The sequence below is a fragment of the Kitasatospora sp. NPDC004615 genome, from assembly GCF_042873545.1.
Lineage (GTDB): Bacteria > Actinomycetota > Actinomycetes > Streptomycetales > Streptomycetaceae > Kitasatospora.
The window spans coordinates 567,179-582,819 of record NZ_JBIALQ010000002.1 but is presented as its reverse complement, the minus strand read 5'-3'; the positions used below and the strand labels follow the sequence as shown (position 1 = coordinate 582,819).

General features: G+C 73.2%; 13 protein-coding genes. 10 read left to right on the top strand and 3 right to left on the bottom strand.

Translation table 11 applies throughout. The annotated features are described in order from the left end of the window. Positions 1–33 precede the first annotated feature (33 nt). From ACFYS8_RS09475 to ACFYS8_RS09465, 3 genes are all read left to right on the top strand, one after another. Positions 34–642: a 50S ribosomal protein L25/general stress protein Ctc gene (locus tag ACFYS8_RS09475; RefSeq protein WP_387638090.1), complete on the top strand. Its 609-nt coding sequence runs from the start codon at positions 34–36 to the stop codon at positions 640–642. Positions 643–755: 113 nt separating this feature from the next. Beyond that, positions 756–1,331 (top strand): aminoacyl-tRNA hydrolase, encoded by a 576-nt coding sequence (gene pth, locus ACFYS8_RS09470; protein WP_387638088.1) that lies wholly within the window; start codon positions 756–758, stop codon positions 1,329–1,331. 140 nt (positions 1,332–1,471) lie between these two features. Further along, the gene (locus tag ACFYS8_RS09465) at positions 1,472–1,720 is read left to right on the top strand and encodes a hypothetical protein (protein ID WP_387638085.1); all 249 of its coding nucleotides are present in this window, start codon (positions 1,472–1,474) and stop codon (positions 1,718–1,720) included. Between the two features lie 75 nt (positions 1,721–1,795). On the opposite strand, the gene ppc is transcribed toward ACFYS8_RS09465, so the two are convergent. Beyond that, positions 1,796–4,594, bottom strand: coding sequence for a phosphoenolpyruvate carboxylase (gene ppc / locus ACFYS8_RS09460; protein ID WP_387638082.1), 2,799 nt, complete (start codon positions 4,592–4,594; stop codon positions 1,796–1,798). Between the two features lie 235 nt (positions 4,595–4,829). Here ppc and ACFYS8_RS09455 point away from each other — a divergent pair, with 235 nt between their 5' ends. Next, on the top strand, positions 4,830–6,101 hold the full coding sequence (locus ACFYS8_RS09455) for a sensor histidine kinase (RefSeq protein WP_387638079.1): 1,272 nt from the start codon (positions 4,830–4,832) through the stop codon (positions 6,099–6,101). A gap of 25 nt (positions 6,102–6,126) precedes the next feature. On the opposite strand, the gene ACFYS8_RS09450 is transcribed toward ACFYS8_RS09455, so the two are convergent. After that, positions 6,127–6,585 carry an SUKH-3 domain-containing protein gene (locus tag ACFYS8_RS09450; RefSeq protein ID WP_387638077.1) on the bottom strand — a complete coding sequence of 153 codons (459 nt, stop codon included), beginning with the start codon at positions 6,583–6,585 and terminating at the stop codon, positions 6,127–6,129. Between the two features lie 83 nt (positions 6,586–6,668). Beyond that, positions 6,669–7,127, bottom strand: coding sequence for a YwqJ-related putative deaminase (locus ACFYS8_RS09445; RefSeq protein ID WP_387638074.1), 459 nt, complete (start codon positions 7,125–7,127; stop codon positions 6,669–6,671). 276 nt (positions 7,128–7,403) lie between these two features. Here ACFYS8_RS09445 and ACFYS8_RS09440 point away from each other — a divergent pair, with 276 nt between their 5' ends. From ACFYS8_RS09440 to ACFYS8_RS09415, 6 genes are all read left to right on the top strand, one after another. Further along, entirely contained in the window at positions 7,404–8,555 is a 1,152-nt protein-coding gene (locus tag ACFYS8_RS09440) for a Gfo/Idh/MocA family protein (RefSeq protein ID WP_387638071.1), read from the top strand. Further along, positions 8,552–9,535: an NAD-dependent epimerase/dehydratase family protein gene (locus ACFYS8_RS09435; RefSeq protein ID WP_387638068.1), complete on the top strand. Its 984-nt coding sequence runs from the start codon at positions 8,552–8,554 to the stop codon at positions 9,533–9,535. The genes ACFYS8_RS09440 and ACFYS8_RS09435 overlap by 4 nt, the downstream gene beginning before the upstream one ends. Before the next feature lie 81 nt (positions 9,536–9,616). Next, the gene (locus ACFYS8_RS09430; RefSeq protein ID WP_387638066.1) at positions 9,617–10,747 is read left to right on the top strand and encodes a DegT/DnrJ/EryC1/StrS family aminotransferase; all 1,131 of its coding nucleotides are present in this window, start codon (positions 9,617–9,619) and stop codon (positions 10,745–10,747) included. Positions 10,748–10,852: 105 nt separating this feature from the next. After that, positions 10,853–11,959 (top strand): DegT/DnrJ/EryC1/StrS family aminotransferase, encoded by a 1,107-nt coding sequence (locus ACFYS8_RS09425; RefSeq protein ID WP_387638063.1) that lies wholly within the window; start codon positions 10,853–10,855, stop codon positions 11,957–11,959. 120 nt (positions 11,960–12,079) lie between these two features. Then, positions 12,080–13,081: an SMI1/KNR4 family protein gene (locus ACFYS8_RS09420; RefSeq protein WP_387638060.1), complete on the top strand. Its 1,002-nt coding sequence runs from the start codon at positions 12,080–12,082 to the stop codon at positions 13,079–13,081. Positions 13,082–13,106: 25 nt separating this feature from the next. After that, positions 13,107–15,506, top strand: coding sequence for an SUKH-4 family immunity protein (locus ACFYS8_RS09415; protein WP_387638057.1), 2,400 nt, complete (start codon positions 13,107–13,109; stop codon positions 15,504–15,506). Positions 15,507–15,641 lie beyond the last annotated feature (135 nt).

Here is a 15,641-nt window from a genome sequence, read left to right as displayed (position 1 = left end):
CTGCACCCCTGCGCATTTCCGAGGAGTGCAGTCGTGTCCGAGATCCGCATCGCCGCTGAGTCCCGCACCGAGTTCGGCAAGGGTGCCGCCCGTCGCGCCCGTCGCGCCGGCTTCGTCCCCGGTGTCGTCTACGGCCACGGCCACGCCCCGGTTCACCTGAACCTGCCCGGCCACGACCTGATGATGGCCCTGAAGACCCCGAACGCCCTGCTGGTCCTGCCGATCGACGGCAAGGACGAGTACGTGCTGCCGAAGGCCGTCCAGCGCGAGGCCATCAAGCGCTCCATCGAGCACGTCGACCTGCTGCTGGTCAAGCGTGGCGAGAAGGTCACCGTCGAGATCCCGGTCCACACCGAGGGCGAGCTGGCCCCCGGCGGCAACCTGGTCGAGCACGTGCTGAACGCGCTCCCGATCGAGGCCGAGGCCACCCACCTGCCCGAGTCGGTCACCGTCTCGATCGAGGGCCTGGAGGCCGGCGCCTCCATCACCGCCGGTGACATCGCCCTGCCGGCCGGCGTCGCGCTGGCCGTCGAGGCCGACGCCGTCGTGCTGCAGGTCATCGGCGCCCAGGCCCCCGAGGCCACCGAGGAAGAGGCCGAGACCGAGGCCGTCGAGGGCGAAGAGGCCGCTGTCGAGGCCTGATCCTCGCGATCTCTCCGTCGCTGCCCCGGCCGCCTTCCGCTTCGTGCGGGCGGCCGGGGCAGCGGCATGTCCGGGATGATGGACGACGCAACGACACCCGCGTGAGGAGCGGCATGAGCGAGTACGACGGCCCCTGGCTGGTGGTGGGCCTCGGCAACCCCGGCGAGGGCTACGCCCGCAACCGGCACAACATCGGCTTCATGGTGGCCGACCTGCTGGCCCAGCGGATGGGCGCCAAGTTCAAGGCCCACAAGAGCCGCGCCCAGGTCGCCGAAGGGCGCCTCTCGGGCAAGCGGGCGATCCTCGCCAAGCCGATGACCTTCATGAACCTCTCGGGCGGTCCGGTCACCGCACTGCGCGACTTCTACAAGGTGCCCGCCTCGGCGATCATCGCCGTCCACGACGAACTCGACCTCGACTACGCGGCGTTGCGGATCAAGCTCGGCGGCGGCGACAACGGCCACAACGGACTGAAGTCGATCACCAAGTCGCTCGGCCCCGACTACCACCGGGTGCGCTGCGGCATCGGCCGCCCGCCCGGCCGGATGGAGGTCGCGGACTTCGTGCTCAAGGACTTCTCGTCCACCGAGCGCAAGGACCTCGACTGGTTCGTCGACCGCTCCGCGGACGCCGTCGAGGCACTGCTCGCCGACGGCCTGGAGCGCGCACAGCAGAACTACAACTCCTGACCTGCTTCGACCACCCTCCGTACACAACATTCATGCAACGCTTGCCTCGTGGAAGCTGACTGGTGGTCAGAACACGCCAGGAATCGGATACCGTCGGACCCGGTGCAAGGATTGAAGTGCCGTCACTGGGGGTATGGAGCGTGATCCGCTCGAAGCGTGTGGGCAAGGTCGTCGGTGGCACCGTGCTGTGCCTGGCCGCCGGAGGATGGGCCGCTGCGCCGGCGCTGGCCGCCGAGCCTGTCGTCGCGGTCACCCCCGAGCCGGCCGCGGCCAAGCTCGCCCCGCCCACCGGCTCCGTCGGCTCGGCCGGCGTGTACGCCGTCGGCGGCGGCCTGGTGGTGGTGGCCGGCGGTGCGGCGACCTGGCTGCGCAAGCGCAAGAAGGCCTAGCGGGAGTCCACAAACGGACGAGGTCCGCTCCGCCGGGGAGTTCCCCCGCGGAGCGGACCTCGCTGTTTCGGTGCGTCAGCCGGTGTTGCGCAGGCCGGCCGCGATGCCGTTGACGGTCAGCAGCAGCGCGCGGGCCCGCAGCGGGTCCTCGGGGCGGCCGTGGGCGACCTCCTCGCGCTGGCGGCGCAGCAGCGCCACCTGCAGGTAGGAGATCGGGTCGAGGTAGGCGTCGCGGACGGTGAAGGTCTGCTTCAGGACCTCGTTGTGCTCCAGCAGCTCGGACTCGCCGGTCAGCCGCAGCACCTCCCGCAGCGTCAGCTCGTGCTCGGCGACGATCTGGTCGAAGACGTGCCGCAACTCGCCCGGCACCAGCTGCTCGACGTAGTGGCGGGCGATCCGCAGGTCGGTCTTGGCCAGCGTCATGGCGACGTTGGACAGGAAGTTGCGGAAGAAGTGCCACTTCCCGTACATCTCGTCGAGCACGTCCGCCAGGCCGGCCTCGCGGGCCGCCGCCAGGCCGGAGCCGACGCCGTACCAGCCGGGGACGATCTGCCGGGACTGGGTCCAGCCGAACACCCACGGGATGGCTCGCAGGCCGTCCAGGCCGGCGCCGCTGTCGGGGCGGCGGGACGGGCGGGAGCCCAGGTGCAGCGAGGCCAGCTGGTCGACGGGGGTGGACGCGAAGAAGTACTTCGGCAGGTCCTCCTGCTCCACCAGCGCCCGGTAGGCGGTGTGCGCGGCCTCCGAGACCCGGTCCATCGCGGCGTCCCAGCGGGCCAGCTCCTCCGGGGCCTGGCGCGGGGCGGTGTGCAGCGCGGACGCGGCCAGCGTGGCGGAGAGGGTCAGCTCCAGGTTCTCCCGGGCCAGCGACGGCAGCAGGTACTTGTCGGAGATCACCTCGCCCTGCTCGGTGACCTTGATCTCGCCCTCCAGGGTGCCCCACGGCTGGGCGAGGATCGCCTCGTGCGAGGGGCCGCCGCCGCGGCCCACGGTGCCGCCGCGGCCGTGGAACAGCCGCAGCCGGATCCCGTACCGGTGCGCGACGTCGCGCAGCCGGCGCTGGGCGCGGTGGATCTCCCACTGCGAGGTGGTGATGCCGCCGAACTTCGAGGAGTCCGAGTAGCCGAGCATGACCTCCTGGATGTCGCCGCGCAGCGACACCAGCAGCCGGTACGACGGGTCGGAGAGCATCTCCTCCAGGATCCGGTCGGCCTGCTGGAGTTCGTCGGTGGTCTCCAGCAGCGGCACGATGCCGATCTTGGCGATGCCCGCGTGCAGGTCGATCAGCCCCGCCTCGCGGGCCAGCACCACGGCCGCGAACACGTCGTCCGCGCCCTGGCACATCGAGATGATGTACGACTCGACGATCTCGTCGCCGAACCGCTCGAAGCCCTGCCGGATGGTGCTGAACACGCCGAGCGTCTTCGCGCCCGCCGCGTCCAGCGGGGCCGGGGTCGGGGCCAGCGGGCGGCGCGAGCGCATTTCCTTCGACAGCAGGCGCTGGCGGTACTCGCGCGGCATGTCGGTGTAGCGCCACGCCTCCTCGCCGAGCCGGTCGAACAGCTGGCCCAGCGCGTGGTGGTGCGCCTCGGCGTGCTCGCGGACGTCCATGGTGGCCAGCTGGAGGCCGAACGCCTCGATGGTGCGGATCGCCCGGGCGAGCCGGCCGTCGGCGATCAGGCCGCCGCGGTGGGCGCGCAGCGAGTCCTGGATCAGCTTCAGGTCGGCGATCAGGTCCCGGGTGCCGACGTAGTCCCGGCCGGGGACGTGCGGGGTGCCGGCGGCCAGCCGCTCGCGGGTGTTCTCCAGCTTGATCCGGATGCAGGTGGCCTTCAGCCGGTACGGCTCCTCGGCGTTCATCCGCTTGTAGCGCGGGCTCAGCTCCGGAAGGTGCGTCAGGTCGGCGTCCAGCGAGGCCAGCAGCTCCTCGGAGGCGCCCGCCAGGCGCACCGAGGTGGACAGCGAGGCGCGCAGGTCGTCGATCGCCGCCAGCGCGTCCTTGATGCCGTACTCGTGCTGCAGGTTGAGCACGTCCCAGGTGACCTGCGGGGTGACGTTCGGGTTGCCGTCGCGGTCGCCGCCGATCCAGGTGCCGAAGGTCAGCGGGCGCACCCCCTCCGGCAGGGCCAGGCCGACCCGGGCGAGCTCCTCGTGCAGCTCCTCCAGCACCGCCGGCACCGCCTCGCGGTACAGCTCGTCCAGGTAGTAGACGGCGTTGCGGGCCTCGTCGGTCGGCTCCGGGCGGGCGATCCGCAGCTCGTCGGTCTGCCACAGCAGGTCGATCACCTCGGCCAGGCGGCGGTCCGCCTGCCGGCGAGCGGAGGTCTGCCGGGCCGAGTCGACCTGGCCGGTCGCCGCCTGCTCGCGGTGGATCCGCTCCAGCAGCTCGCCGACCCGGCGCAGCTTGTTCAGCACGCTGCGGCGGGCCGCCTCGGTCGGGTGCGCGGTGAAGACCGGACGCACCGCGAGGTTGGCCAGCGTGTCGGCCAGGTGCTTCGGGTCCGCCTCCTTCAGCTGGTCGGCGGTCTGCGACAGCACCGAGCCCTCACGGGCCCGGCGGGACGCGAACTCCCGTCCGCGGTGCACCTGTTCGGTGACGTTCGCGAGATGGAAATAGGTCGAGAACGCGCGCACCAGCTTCGCGGCGGTGTCCAGATCGATCGACGCCAGCAGCTGGGCCGTCGCCTCGCCGTCGGTACGGCTCAGCAGGCGCACCTGTTCGACCAGGCCCAGCAGTTCCGGGCCCTCCTGACGCACGAGGGTCTCTCCGAGCAGGTCGCCGAGGCGGCGGATGTCCGCACGCAGCGCGGCATTGTCTGCCTGGTCGGCGGTCGGGGATGGGTTGTCCGCCGAAGTGGGGACCGGAGCGGTCACGGCTGGCTCCCTGTGGTGGTGGGGTGTTCGGCAACGGCTCTGCCATCACCGCGATGCGGGTGACGGGTGCGGACCGCGCTGTCCGACGGGCAACAGCATAGGTGGCACCCGGTGCCAGAACGGAGAGGTGGCCGGATGGCGGACAGGGGGGCGCGAGCGCAGGCGGGCGAACAATCAGGGGCTCCGCCGTTCCCCGGGCCCCTGCTTTCGCACCGGCCTGCGTAAGGTGTCCGTTATGAGTAATCAGCCGGCGGGGGACGGCGTGTGGTGGTGGGCGCGGAGACGCGGCGCGGCGCTGGACGTGGGATTGGCGTTGGTGGCGGCGTCGGAGTGTGCGGCCGGGGCGTACGGGCTGGTGAGGGTCCGGCTGGAGCTGGGCCTGGGGCCGGCCGTGGTCGGGATCGTGCTCGGGGCGCTGGCCGGGCTCTCGCTGGTGGTGCGGCGCAAGTGGCCGGTGCTGCCGGTGGTGGTGGCGCTGGTGTTCGTGCCGGGCTTCTTCGGCGTGATCCTGCTGGTGGTGTCGTTGTACACGCTGGCGGCGACCTGGGAGTGGCCGGTCAGGCGGGCCCGGGTGATCGTGCTGTCGGCGGTGGCCGCGGTGGAGACCTTCGGCATGGTGGTGCTGGCGATGTTCGCGCCGAACCCGTCGCCGCCGCAGGAGCCGTTGCCGCCGGCGTGGGTACTGGTGATCGCCTCGGCGTTCGTCGCGGTCGGCATGGCGGTGGCCCCGGTGGTGACCGGCCTGTACATCGGGGCGCGGCGCCGCCTGGTGGAGTCGCTGAAGGACCGCGCGGAGGGCCTGGAGACCGAGCTGACGCTGCTCGCCGAACAGGCCCGGGAGCGGGCCTGGCGGGCCAGGGTCGAGGAACGCACCCTGATCGCCCGGGAGATGCACGACGTGGTCGCGCACCGGGTCAGCCTGATCGTGGTGCACGCGGCGGCGGTGGAGCGGATCATCCCCAAGGACCCGGCGAAGGCCCAGCAGTCGGCGAACCTGATCGGCGAGGTCGGCCGGCAGGCGCTGGACGAGCTGCGGGAGATCCTCGGCGTGCTGCGGATGACCGAGGCGCAGGACCAGGTGGAGGCGCCGGTCGGCGGTCTCGGGGAGCTGCCGGAGCTGGTGGACCAGTCCCGGGCGGCCGGCATGGCCGTCTCGCTGACCGTCAGCGGCGAGCACCTGGTGTACGTCGCGGAGGCCGAGCAGACCGCGTACCGGGTGGTGCAGGAGGGCCTGACGAACGCCCACAAGTACGCCGGCGGGGCGCGGGTGGCGGTGCTGCTGGCGTACGTGCCGAACGGTGTGCGGGTGTCGGTGGTCAACGACTGCCCGGGCGGCGCGGCCGTGCCGGTGGCGCTGCCCAGCGGCGGCAACGGGCTGGTGGGGATGCGCGAGCGGGTGCTGGCGCTGGGCGGGATGTTCCACGCCGGGCCGGAGAGCGACGGTGGCTTCCGGGTCGAGGCGGTGCTGCCGTCCCGGCTGCGGCTGGCCGTCGCACCGCTGGACTGACCTCCGGCTATGCCCCGGCCTCCGCCTATGCCTCGGCGGTGCGCAGCCGGTGCGGGGCCAGGCCGAGTACCAGGGTGGCCAGCGCCTGGTCGACGCTGTGGCCGAGGAACCATTCGCCGGTGTGGTCGAGGCTGTAGACCCGGCCCTGCTCGTCGATGGCCAGCAGCGCCTGCCCGTGCAGCTCCTCGCCGAGCGGGGCGAGCCGGGTGCCCAGGGCGCGCCCGAGGTCGGTGAGGGTGCGCGGGGCGTGCAGGCCGCAGCGCGGGTCGAGCAGGAACGGCGTACGGGCCATCGTCCGCCCGGGGCCCGGGACGTCGAAGGCCAGGCCGCCGAACTCGGCCCAGGCCTCGACCGCGGCGGGGAACACCGCGTGCTGCGGGTCCGTCGGACCGCCGTGCGCGACCATCGCATCGGCCCACTGCTCGGCCTGGCGGATCTCCCACCGGCCCGGGTGCCAGCCGGCCTGCTTGAGGGCGGCGGCCACGTCGGCCGGGAAGCGGGGTTGGGTACGGACGGTGCTGGCGTTCAGGACGTGCTCCGGTGGTTCGGGGACGGGGAACAGGAGGGTCAGCGGCGGCCGGGCGGCCCGACCGCGACGCTGGCCACGCTCAGATGATCCAGCAGCGGAGCGCAGGAGCGGCACGGCGGTGCGTGCGTGCCGTGCGCCGGGTCGCCCTCCTCGCGGATCCGCACCGTGGTCATCCGGGCGCCCTTCAGCGCCTTCCGGGCCTCCTGCACCGTCATCGGCTTGCGCGAGGCACGCTTCGAGCGGGACGCGTCGACCTGCCCCAGGTACTGCGACAGCAGTGCCGGCTCCGGGCAGCGGCCGAGGAAACGCTCCCGCTTGTCGACCGGCAGCGCCGCCAGGAACTCGCCGACCAGCGGGTGCAGCATCGGCGACAGGTCGGACTTCTCCCCGGCCAGTGTGTGCACCTCGCCGCCGCGCAGCATCAGCGCCGCGGCCACCGCGGGCAGCAGGCTGTCGCGCTGGTGCCGCAACACGGGCGGCGGGCCCGACTGGTCCATGACTGCTCCTCGACGTTGTACGGCGCACCGGCAGTTTTCCGCTGCCGGGGGTCTGCTGACGGACGGTGAATCCTCACCCCGAAGCATCCAGCCTGCCAAACGGATCCGACTTCTGCCGAGCCGGGGTGCGACACGGGGGCGCGCGGAGGTGTACGGAGGGCTCAACTCCCGTACCGCACGCTCCTGGTGGCGTTCACCGGGTTTTCCGATTGTGCCTCGGCCGGACCGGCCGGGCCGGTACCGTTCGAGCGACGCGGCGGCAAGGGGGGTCTTGCGATGGGGTCGAACGTCGTGGCGCACGAGGCGCCTGGGGAACACGTGCCCACACCGGGCAGTACCGACCGAGAACCCGACCGGCGGATCGGACTCGCCGTCGTCGGAGCCGGCTACTGGGGACCGAACCTGGTCCGCAACGCCCAACAGACCGCTGCACTGCACCTGCACTGGCTGTGCGACCTGGACGAACAGCGCTCCCGCAAGGTCCTCGGCGAGTACTCCACCGTCACCGCCACCACCTCCTACGAACAGGTGCTCGCCGACGAACGGGTGCAGGCCGTCGCCATCGCCACCCCCGCCGCCGCCCACCACCGCCTGGCCCGGGCCGCCCTGGAGGCCGGCAAGCACGTCCTGGTCGAGAAGCCGATCACCACCACCGTCGAGGAAGCCGCCGACCTGGTCGCCCTCGCCGAGGAACGCGGCCTGGTCCTGATGTGTGACCACACCTTCTGCTACACCCCCGTGGTGCGCCGGATCCGCGAGTTGGTGCACAGCGGCGACATCGGCGACATCCAGTTCTTCGACTCGGTCCGGATCAACCTCGGACTCGTCCAGCCCGACGTCGACGTGCTGTGGGACCTCGCCCCGCACGACCTGTCCATCCTCGACTTCGTGCTGCCGCCCGGCGTCGAACCCGTCGGCGTCAGCGCCCAGGCCGCCGACCCGATCGGCGCCGGCCGCGCCTGCGTCGCCTACCTGACGGTGCGCCTGTCCAACGGCGCACTCGCCCACTGCCACGTCAACTGGCTCTCCCCGACCAAGGTCCGCACCACCCTGATCGGCGGCTCCCGCCGCACCCTGGTCTGGGACGACCTCAACCCGCAGGCCCGCCTCGCGATCCACGACCGGGGCGTCGACCTCACCCCGCCCGACGAACTCACCGACGCCATCCGGCACCGCGCCCTGATCTCCTACCGGGTCGGCGACATGGTCGCCCCCGCCCTGGTCGAACAGGAAGCCCTGCGCAACGTGATGGCCGAATTCGCCGCTGCGATCGACGAGGGCCGCACCCCGCTCACCGACGGCCGGGCCGGGCTGCGCGTGCTGCGACTGCTGCACGCCGCGTCCCTCAGCCTCGAACTCGGCGGCTCGACCGTCCCCGTGGAGACCACCCGTCAGACTGCCGTGTTGGAGAGGGCCACCGTCCGATGAACGCCGCCGCCCAGCTGGAAGGCTCGCGCTGTGTGGTCACCGGCGGCGCCGGAACCATCGGCTCCACCGTCGTCGACCAACTGATCGAAGCCGGCGCCCGCGAGGTCGTCGTACTCGACAACTTCGTCCGCGGCCGCACCGAGAACCTGGCCCGCGCCCGCGAAATCGCCGCCCCCGGCCAACTGACCGTGGTGGACGGCGACATCCGCGACCGCGCGCTGCTGCGCGAACTCCTCGCCCCCCGCACCGACGTGCTGTTCCACCTCGCCGCGATCCGGATCACCCAGTGCGCCGCCGAACCCCGGCTCGCCGTGGAAGTCATGGTCGACGGCACCTTCGACGTGGTGGAGGCCGCCGCGGAGACGGGGGTGGGAAAGGTGATCGCCTCCTCCACCGCGTCCGTGTACGGGCTGGCCGACACCTTCCCGACGCCGGAGAACCAGCACCCCTACAACAACGACACCCTGTACGGGGCCGCCAAGGTCTTCAACGAGGGCCTGCTGCGCAGCTTCCACAGCATGTACGGCCTCGACTACGTCGCCCTGCGGTACTTCAACGTGTACGGCCCCCGGATGGACGTCCACGGCCGCTACACCGAGGTCTTCATCCGCTGGATGGAACGCATCGCCGCCGGACAACCACCACTGATCTTCGGCGACGGCGCCCAGACCATGGACTTCGTCTACACCGAGGACATCGCCCGGGCCAACCTGCTCGCCGCCACCGCACCCGCCACCGACCGGGTCTACAACATCGCCTCCGGCACCGAAGTGTCGCTGCGCGGCCTCGCCGACGCGCTGCTGGAGGCCATGGAATCGGACCTTGACGTCGAACACGGGCCCGCGCGGGACACCGCCGGGGGCGTGGTCCGGCGGCTCGCGGACATCTCGGCGGCCGAGCACGACCTGGGCTGGAAGCCGGAGCTGGGGCTGGCGGACGGGCTGCGGAAGCTCGTCGCCTGGTGGCGCGAACAGGTCTGACAGGGCGGACTCGAACGTCGGAAAGATCGCGGCAGGACGAGTGACTTGCACGTGGGCGCGACCCAGCGAAGGAGCAACCCGATGTCCACCATTCCCGTCATGATCCCGTGGCTCGGCGAGGAAGAGGCCCGGGCCGCGGCGGATGCCGTCCGTTCCGGGTGGGTCGCGCAGGGCCCGCGCGTCGCCGAGTTCGAGCGGGCGTTCGCCGAGGCGGTGGGCGTGCCGCACGCCGTCGCGGTCTCGTCCTGCACCACCGCGTTGCACCTGGCGCTGATCGGCGCGGGCGTCGGGCCCGGTGACGAGGTCGTCGTCCCGTCGTTCTCGTTCATCGCCACCGCCAACGCCGTCACCTACGTCGGCGCGACACCCGTCTTCGCGGACGTCGACCCGGCCGGCGGCAACCTCACCCCCGAGACCGTCGCCCCGCTGCTCACCGACCGGACCCGGGCGGTGATCGCCGTCGACCAGGGCGGCGTCCCCGTCGACCTGGACGCCATCGAGGAGCTGGTCCGGCCGCGCGGCATCGCCGTCGTCGAGGACGCCGCGTGCGCCGCCGGCTCCGTCTACCGGGGCCGCCCGGCCGGCGCGGGCGCGGACATCGCCGCGTTCTCGTTCCACCCGCGCAAGCTGCTCACCACCGGGGAGGGCGGCATGGTCACCTGCCGGGACGGCGAACTCGCCGCCCGGCTGCGGCGGTTGCGGGAGCACGGCATGAGCGTCTCCGCCGCCGAGAGGCATTCCGGGGCGGGCGGGGCGGCCGTGCTGGAGACGTACGACGAGATCGGCTTCAACCACCGGATGACGGACGTCCAGGCGGCGATCGGGCTGGTGCAGCTCGGGAAGCTTCCGGCGATGGTCGCTCGGCGGCGCGAACTCGCTTCTGCGTACCGGGAGTTGCTCGGGCCGGAGCTCGGGGGGCGGCTGGTGGGCGATCCGGCGCACGGGACGTCGAACTTCCAGTCGCTGTGGCTGCTGCTGCCGGAGGGCGCGCCGGAGCGGGGGCAGGTGCTCGCTTCGCTGGCGGCGGAGGGGGTTTCGGCGCGGCGGGGGATCATGGCTGCGCATCTGGAGGCGCCGTACAAGGGGGCGGCGAGGGTGCCGTTGCCGGTGACGGAGTTGCTGACTTCGAGGACGTTGATTCTGCCGCTGTACCACTCGTTGACGGGGGAGCAGCAGGAGCGGGTGGTGAGGGCTTTGAAGCGGGCGCTCTGACTGCTCGCGGCGCGCCCACGTGCAACTTGCTGTCTCTGCCGCGATCTTTCCGGCGTTCGTCTTCCGACTCTCGCAGTTCCCCGAGCCCCTGGTTGGTGATTCTCAGTGAACGACATTCCGCTGGTTGATCTGCACGCCGCGCACGCGGAAATCGCCGATGAGGTTCGGGAGGGCTTCGAGGCGGTGCTGGCGAGTGGGGCGTACATCAAGGGCCCCGACGTTGCCGCGTTCGAGCGGGAGTTCGCGGCGTTCTGTGGGGTGGGGCACGCGGTCGGGACGGCGAACGGGACCGACGCTCTCGAACTGGCGTTGCGGGCACTCGACTTGGCGCCGGGGGGTGGGGTGGTGCTGCCGGCGAACACGTTTGTGGCCACGGCGGAGGCTGTGGTGCGGGCGGGGCTCAGGCCGGTGCTGGTGGATGTGGACGAGGAGTGCCTGCTGATCGATGTGGAGCAGGTGGCCGAGCGGGTGGCGGGGGCCGTCGCGGTGGTGCCGGTGCATCTGAATGGGCAACTCGCGCCGATGGAAGCGGTGTTGGAGGTTGCCGGCGGCTTGCCGGTGGTGGAGGACGGGGCGCAGTCGCAGGGGGCTGCGCGGCATGGGCGGGTGTCGGGGAGCTGGGGGCGGATCTCGGCGACCAGTTTCTATCCGGGGAAGAACCTGGGGGCGTACGGGGACGCGGGTGCGGTGGTGACGGACGACGCGGAACTCGCCGGGGCGGTGCGGCTGATCGGGGACCACGGGTCGGCGCGGAAGTACGTGCATGAGCGGTTCGGGTTCAACTCGCGGATGGACACCTTGCAGGCGGTGGTGCTGCGCAGCAAGTTGCGGCGGCTTCCGGCGTGGAACGAGGCCCGGCGGGCGGCGGCCGAGCGGTACGACAAGCTGTTGGGCGGATTGGAGGGGGTGACGTTGCCGCGGACGCTGCCCGGCAACGAGCACGTCTGGCACCTGTACGCGGTACGGGTGGAACGGGATCGGGAGCGGGTGCTCGCGGAGTTGCAGCAGGCCGGGATCGGGGTGGGCGTGCACTATCCGGTGCCGGTGCACCTCCAGCCGGCGTTCCGTGAACTGGGATACCCGGAGGGCGCTTTCCCGGTCACCGAGCGGGCCGCCGGGCAGTTGCTCACGCTGCCGATGTTCCCGCAGCTCACCGAGGGGCAGCAGGTGCGGGTGGCGGAGACGCTGGTGCGGGCGGTGCGCCGGAGCTGACGTGGTGTCGGTCCCGGCCGGGCGGTACCCCGGCCGGGTACCCCCGTGACCCTTATCGTGGTCGGTCGTTGCCCTACGCTGGTCCCCGAGGATTTCGGCTTCTGCTGTGGGGGACCCCAGATGACGACAGGTCGGCCCGGCACCGCTGCCGTGCCCAACGCGGCGTACGCGGGCCAGGTGGTGCAGTTCCCGGACCCGGTCCGGGCCGAGCGGCACCCCCAGGGCGTCCGCATCGACGAGCACGGGTTCCCGGACTTCTCGCCGTACGCGGTCGCCGCCGCCGAGGTCGCCGACCCGCCGGAGGGCTTCGGCGTGGACGAACTGCGGCTCACCGACTACGTGTCGGCGAACGCCGCGCTCTACACCCAGGGCCACGAACTGTGGGCCGACCTGGACACCGCCGTCGCCACCCCGCAGGGCTGGACCTGGCACCACGTGGTCGGCCGCGCCCCGGCGGGCTGGCGGCGGATGGAGCTGATCCCGGTCGAGGTGAAGGCCCTGCTGCGGCACCACGGCGGCCTGGCGGTCTCCACCGCCGACCACGCCCGGCGCGGCACCCGCCCGCTCCAGGAGCGCCGCCCCGTGCACCTCCCGCTGGCGAAGGACGGCGGCGACCCGCTGGCCGTCACCGAGGACCTGGTGCAGCGCGCCGAACAGCGCCTGGGCCACCCGCTGCCGCCCGTCTACCGCGACTTCCTGAAGCTGGCCGGCGGCCGCGCCCCGGCCGGCGCCGCGCTGGACGTCGACCTCGGCCTGCTGGTCGACCAGCCGTTCCTCACCCTCAGCGAGGAGTACGGCACCCAGGACCTGGTGTACGCCAACAAGTGCCTGCGCGACCACCTGACCAAGGACTACCTGGCCATCGCCTACCAGCAGGGCGGCCTGCTCACGCTCAAGGTCCGCGGCGAGCAGACCGGTTCGGTCTGGTTCCTGCCCTACGACGACGCCCGCGACCAGGGCACGGACGAGCCGCCGGAGCAGCGGGTGGCCCGGCTGCTGCTGCCCTGCGGCGACAGCTTCGACGCCTTCCTGCTGCGGCTCGCGGGCAGCCCCCCGGAGCTGGAGACCGTCGCCGAACTCATGGTGGACGGCGGCTTCGCGCGCGCCGTCCCGGTGAACTGACCGAACGACAGGGGTGGGACGAGACGTGGTGACCACGTACGCGCAGGCGCAGGAGACCGCCGAGGACTGGATCAACGCCGGCGTGCCGCGCTCGCTCCAACGCGAGGTGCGGGTCCGGGAGTTCGACCTCGGCTACGTCTGCTGGGCGGTGGACGGCAGCGAGCACGGCGGCGGGCCCGGCACCTCGCCGCGGCTGGTGATCGCCCGCGACAGCGGCGCCAGCATGCTCTGGCCGCCGCTGCCGATCAACGAGGTGGTCCAGCAGTTCGAGGAGCTGTACGGGAGCCCCGCCGAACCCAACCCGGCCGGCGCCGCCAAGCCGGTGCGCGGGGCGGTCGAGGCCACCTCCTTCCTGCTCAGCCCCCCGCAGTGGCTGCAGGACGCCGGTGCCGCGGCGGTGGCCGCCGAGGCCGCGCAGCTGTCCGGGTCCGCGACGCCGCCGCCCGCCGCGATGCCGGCTGCGCCGGTGCCGACGCCGCACGTGCCGGTGCCGCCCGCGCCGGTGCTGCCCGCGCCGGTGGCTGCTGCTGCGCCGCCGGTGCCGCCGATGCCGTCCGTGCCGGGTGAGGAGGGCCCCAACTACTTCGACGCGTCCGGGATGCCCCTCCCCGGCGCGCCCGTTCCGCCCCCGCCGGGCGCGGAGGCTGCGACCGTGCTGGCGCCGGCCCAGCCGTTCCCGGTCGGTGGGACGCCCGTTCCCGGGACGCCGGTGCCGGTCGGGGCGACGCCGCCGTTCCCGCTCGGCGGGCCGGCAACTCCCGTGCCCGTCGGGGCGACGCCGCCGTTCCCGCTCGGCGGGCCGGCAACTCCCGTGCCCGGTACGCCCGTTCCGCCGGACGGCCCCGCGCCGTCGATCGACTACGCGCCGACCATGCTGGCCACCGACGGCCCGCCCGGGCTGATGGGGCTGCCCGGTGCGCCCGGCACGCCCGCGCATGGAGTACAGCTCGGCCGGTCCGGTCCGACCGCTCCGCCGCCGCCCCCGCCGAACGACCTGCTGCCGCCGACCGGCGGCCCCGCGCACGTCGGCCTCGGCCGGTCCGCTCCGACCGCTCCGCCGCCGCCCCCGCCGAACGACCTGCTGCCGCCCACCGGCGGCCCCGCGCAGGGCCCCGGCGGCCGCACCGGCCCCGGTGCCCCGCCGCCGCCCGCGCCCGCCGAGCTGAGCGGCGCCGCCGGTGCGCCCGCCGCGCCGCCGGCCGCTCCGGCGCCCGAGGCCGCCGCCGTCGCGTACCAGGCGACCCAGCTGGCCCCGGCGATCGAGATGCCGCCGACGGGTGGCATGGCGACGCCGCCGTTCCCCGTGCCCGGGCCGCAGCAGGGTGCCCCGTTCCAGGCCCCGCCGCCGTTCCCCGGTCCGCCGCAGGGCATGCCGCCGCAGCCGTTCCCGGGCGCCCCCGTGCCGCCGCCGGGCCCCGGCCCGGCGCCGGTCGCGCCGGTGCCGCCGTCCGGTGTGCCGACCACCGGTCCCGGCACCACCGCGGTGGTCAACTACCGGGCGCCGGACGGCTCCGAGCGGAGCCTGGTGATGATGTCCGAGCTCGGCACCCCGCACCCGGAGTGGAAGGCGCTGCAGGAGCTGCGCCGGATCGGCGTGCCCGCCGACCAGGTGCTGGAGGTGCACACCGACCTGGAGCTGTGCGACCTGCCCGGCGGCTACTGCGCCCGGATGGTGAAGGCGTCCTGGCCGAACGCGCGGATCAGCCACACCGCCCCGTACGGCCGGGACACCGCCGCCCGGCAGGCCGGCATGGCGGTGCTGAGCGAGCACGTCGAGCAACTGCACCAGCTGGTGTCCGCGCCGCCGCGCCCCCGTACCCAGCGGGTGCCGCTGCCGCCGCCCGGCTCGGTGCCGCCGCTGCCGCCGATGGTTCCGCAGCAGCTGGCCGCCGAGCTGGGGCAGCTGTTCGGCCCGGGCGTGTTCCGGTTCGAGCAGCGCGCGGTGGCCCGGCAGGGCGTGCCGGACGCGGTGGCCCAGACCCTGATGTGGGTCGGTCTGCCGCGCGAGTTCCCGCCGTTCTTCTGGGCGCAGGCTCAGGAGGGCCGGCCGATCCCGACGCTGGCCGAGCTGGCCGCCGAGCGCGGCCTGCCGCCCGGCCCGGACTTCGGCGGCTACCTGGTGCTCGGCAACGACTACGGCCGCCAGCTGTGCGTCCAGTACGGCACGGCCGCGGTGGTCGCCGTGGACATCGAGAACCCGGCCGAGCCGCCGCGGTTCGTCAACAGCGGTGTCCCGGAGTTTGTCCGCTGCCTGACCGTGCTGGCCCGGATGTGGCACCTGCGACACGGCCTCACGCCCGAGCAGGCCGGCCGCTGGACCACCGACCTCCAGGCCCAGCTGCTGGCGGCCGATCCGGCCGCCGTGCACACGCCCGAAAGCTGGTGGGCCGTGCTGGTCGAACAGCTCTGGGACGGACTGTTGTAGCCCCTCCCGCGCGGCCGGTTCCCCCGGCCGCGCGGCAGCGGCCTGTTTGGTTTGCGTTCGTATCTGCGCAAAATAGGTCAATGGGACGGACGATTCCGCCCACCGAACCACGCACCCGGCGGGGCTGCGCAGCCC

What these genes read in the sequence shown, in the direction of transcription:
- ACFYS8_RS09445 (WP_387638074.1), bottom strand. Translation starts at nt 7,127, where the DNA reads ATGGACCAGTCGGGCCCGCCGCCCGTGTTGCGGCACCAGCGCGACAGC.
- ACFYS8_RS09440 (WP_387638071.1), top strand. Translation starts at nt 7,404, where the DNA reads ATGGGGTCGAACGTCGTGGCGCACGAGGCGCCTGGGGAACACGTGCCC.
- ACFYS8_RS09430 (WP_387638066.1), top strand. Translation starts at nt 9,617, where the DNA reads ATGTCCACCATTCCCGTCATGATCCCGTGGCTCGGCGAGGAAGAGGCC.
- ACFYS8_RS09420 (WP_387638060.1), top strand. Translation starts at nt 12,080, where the DNA reads ATGACGACAGGTCGGCCCGGCACCGCTGCCGTGCCCAACGCGGCGTAC.
- pth (WP_387638088.1), top strand. Translation starts at nt 756, where the DNA reads ATGAGCGAGTACGACGGCCCCTGGCTGGTGGTGGGCCTCGGCAACCCC.
- ACFYS8_RS09455 (WP_387638079.1), top strand. Translation starts at nt 4,830, where the DNA reads ATGAGTAATCAGCCGGCGGGGGACGGCGTGTGGTGGTGGGCGCGGAGA.
- ACFYS8_RS09435 (WP_387638068.1), top strand. Translation starts at nt 8,552, where the DNA reads ATGAACGCCGCCGCCCAGCTGGAAGGCTCGCGCTGTGTGGTCACCGGC.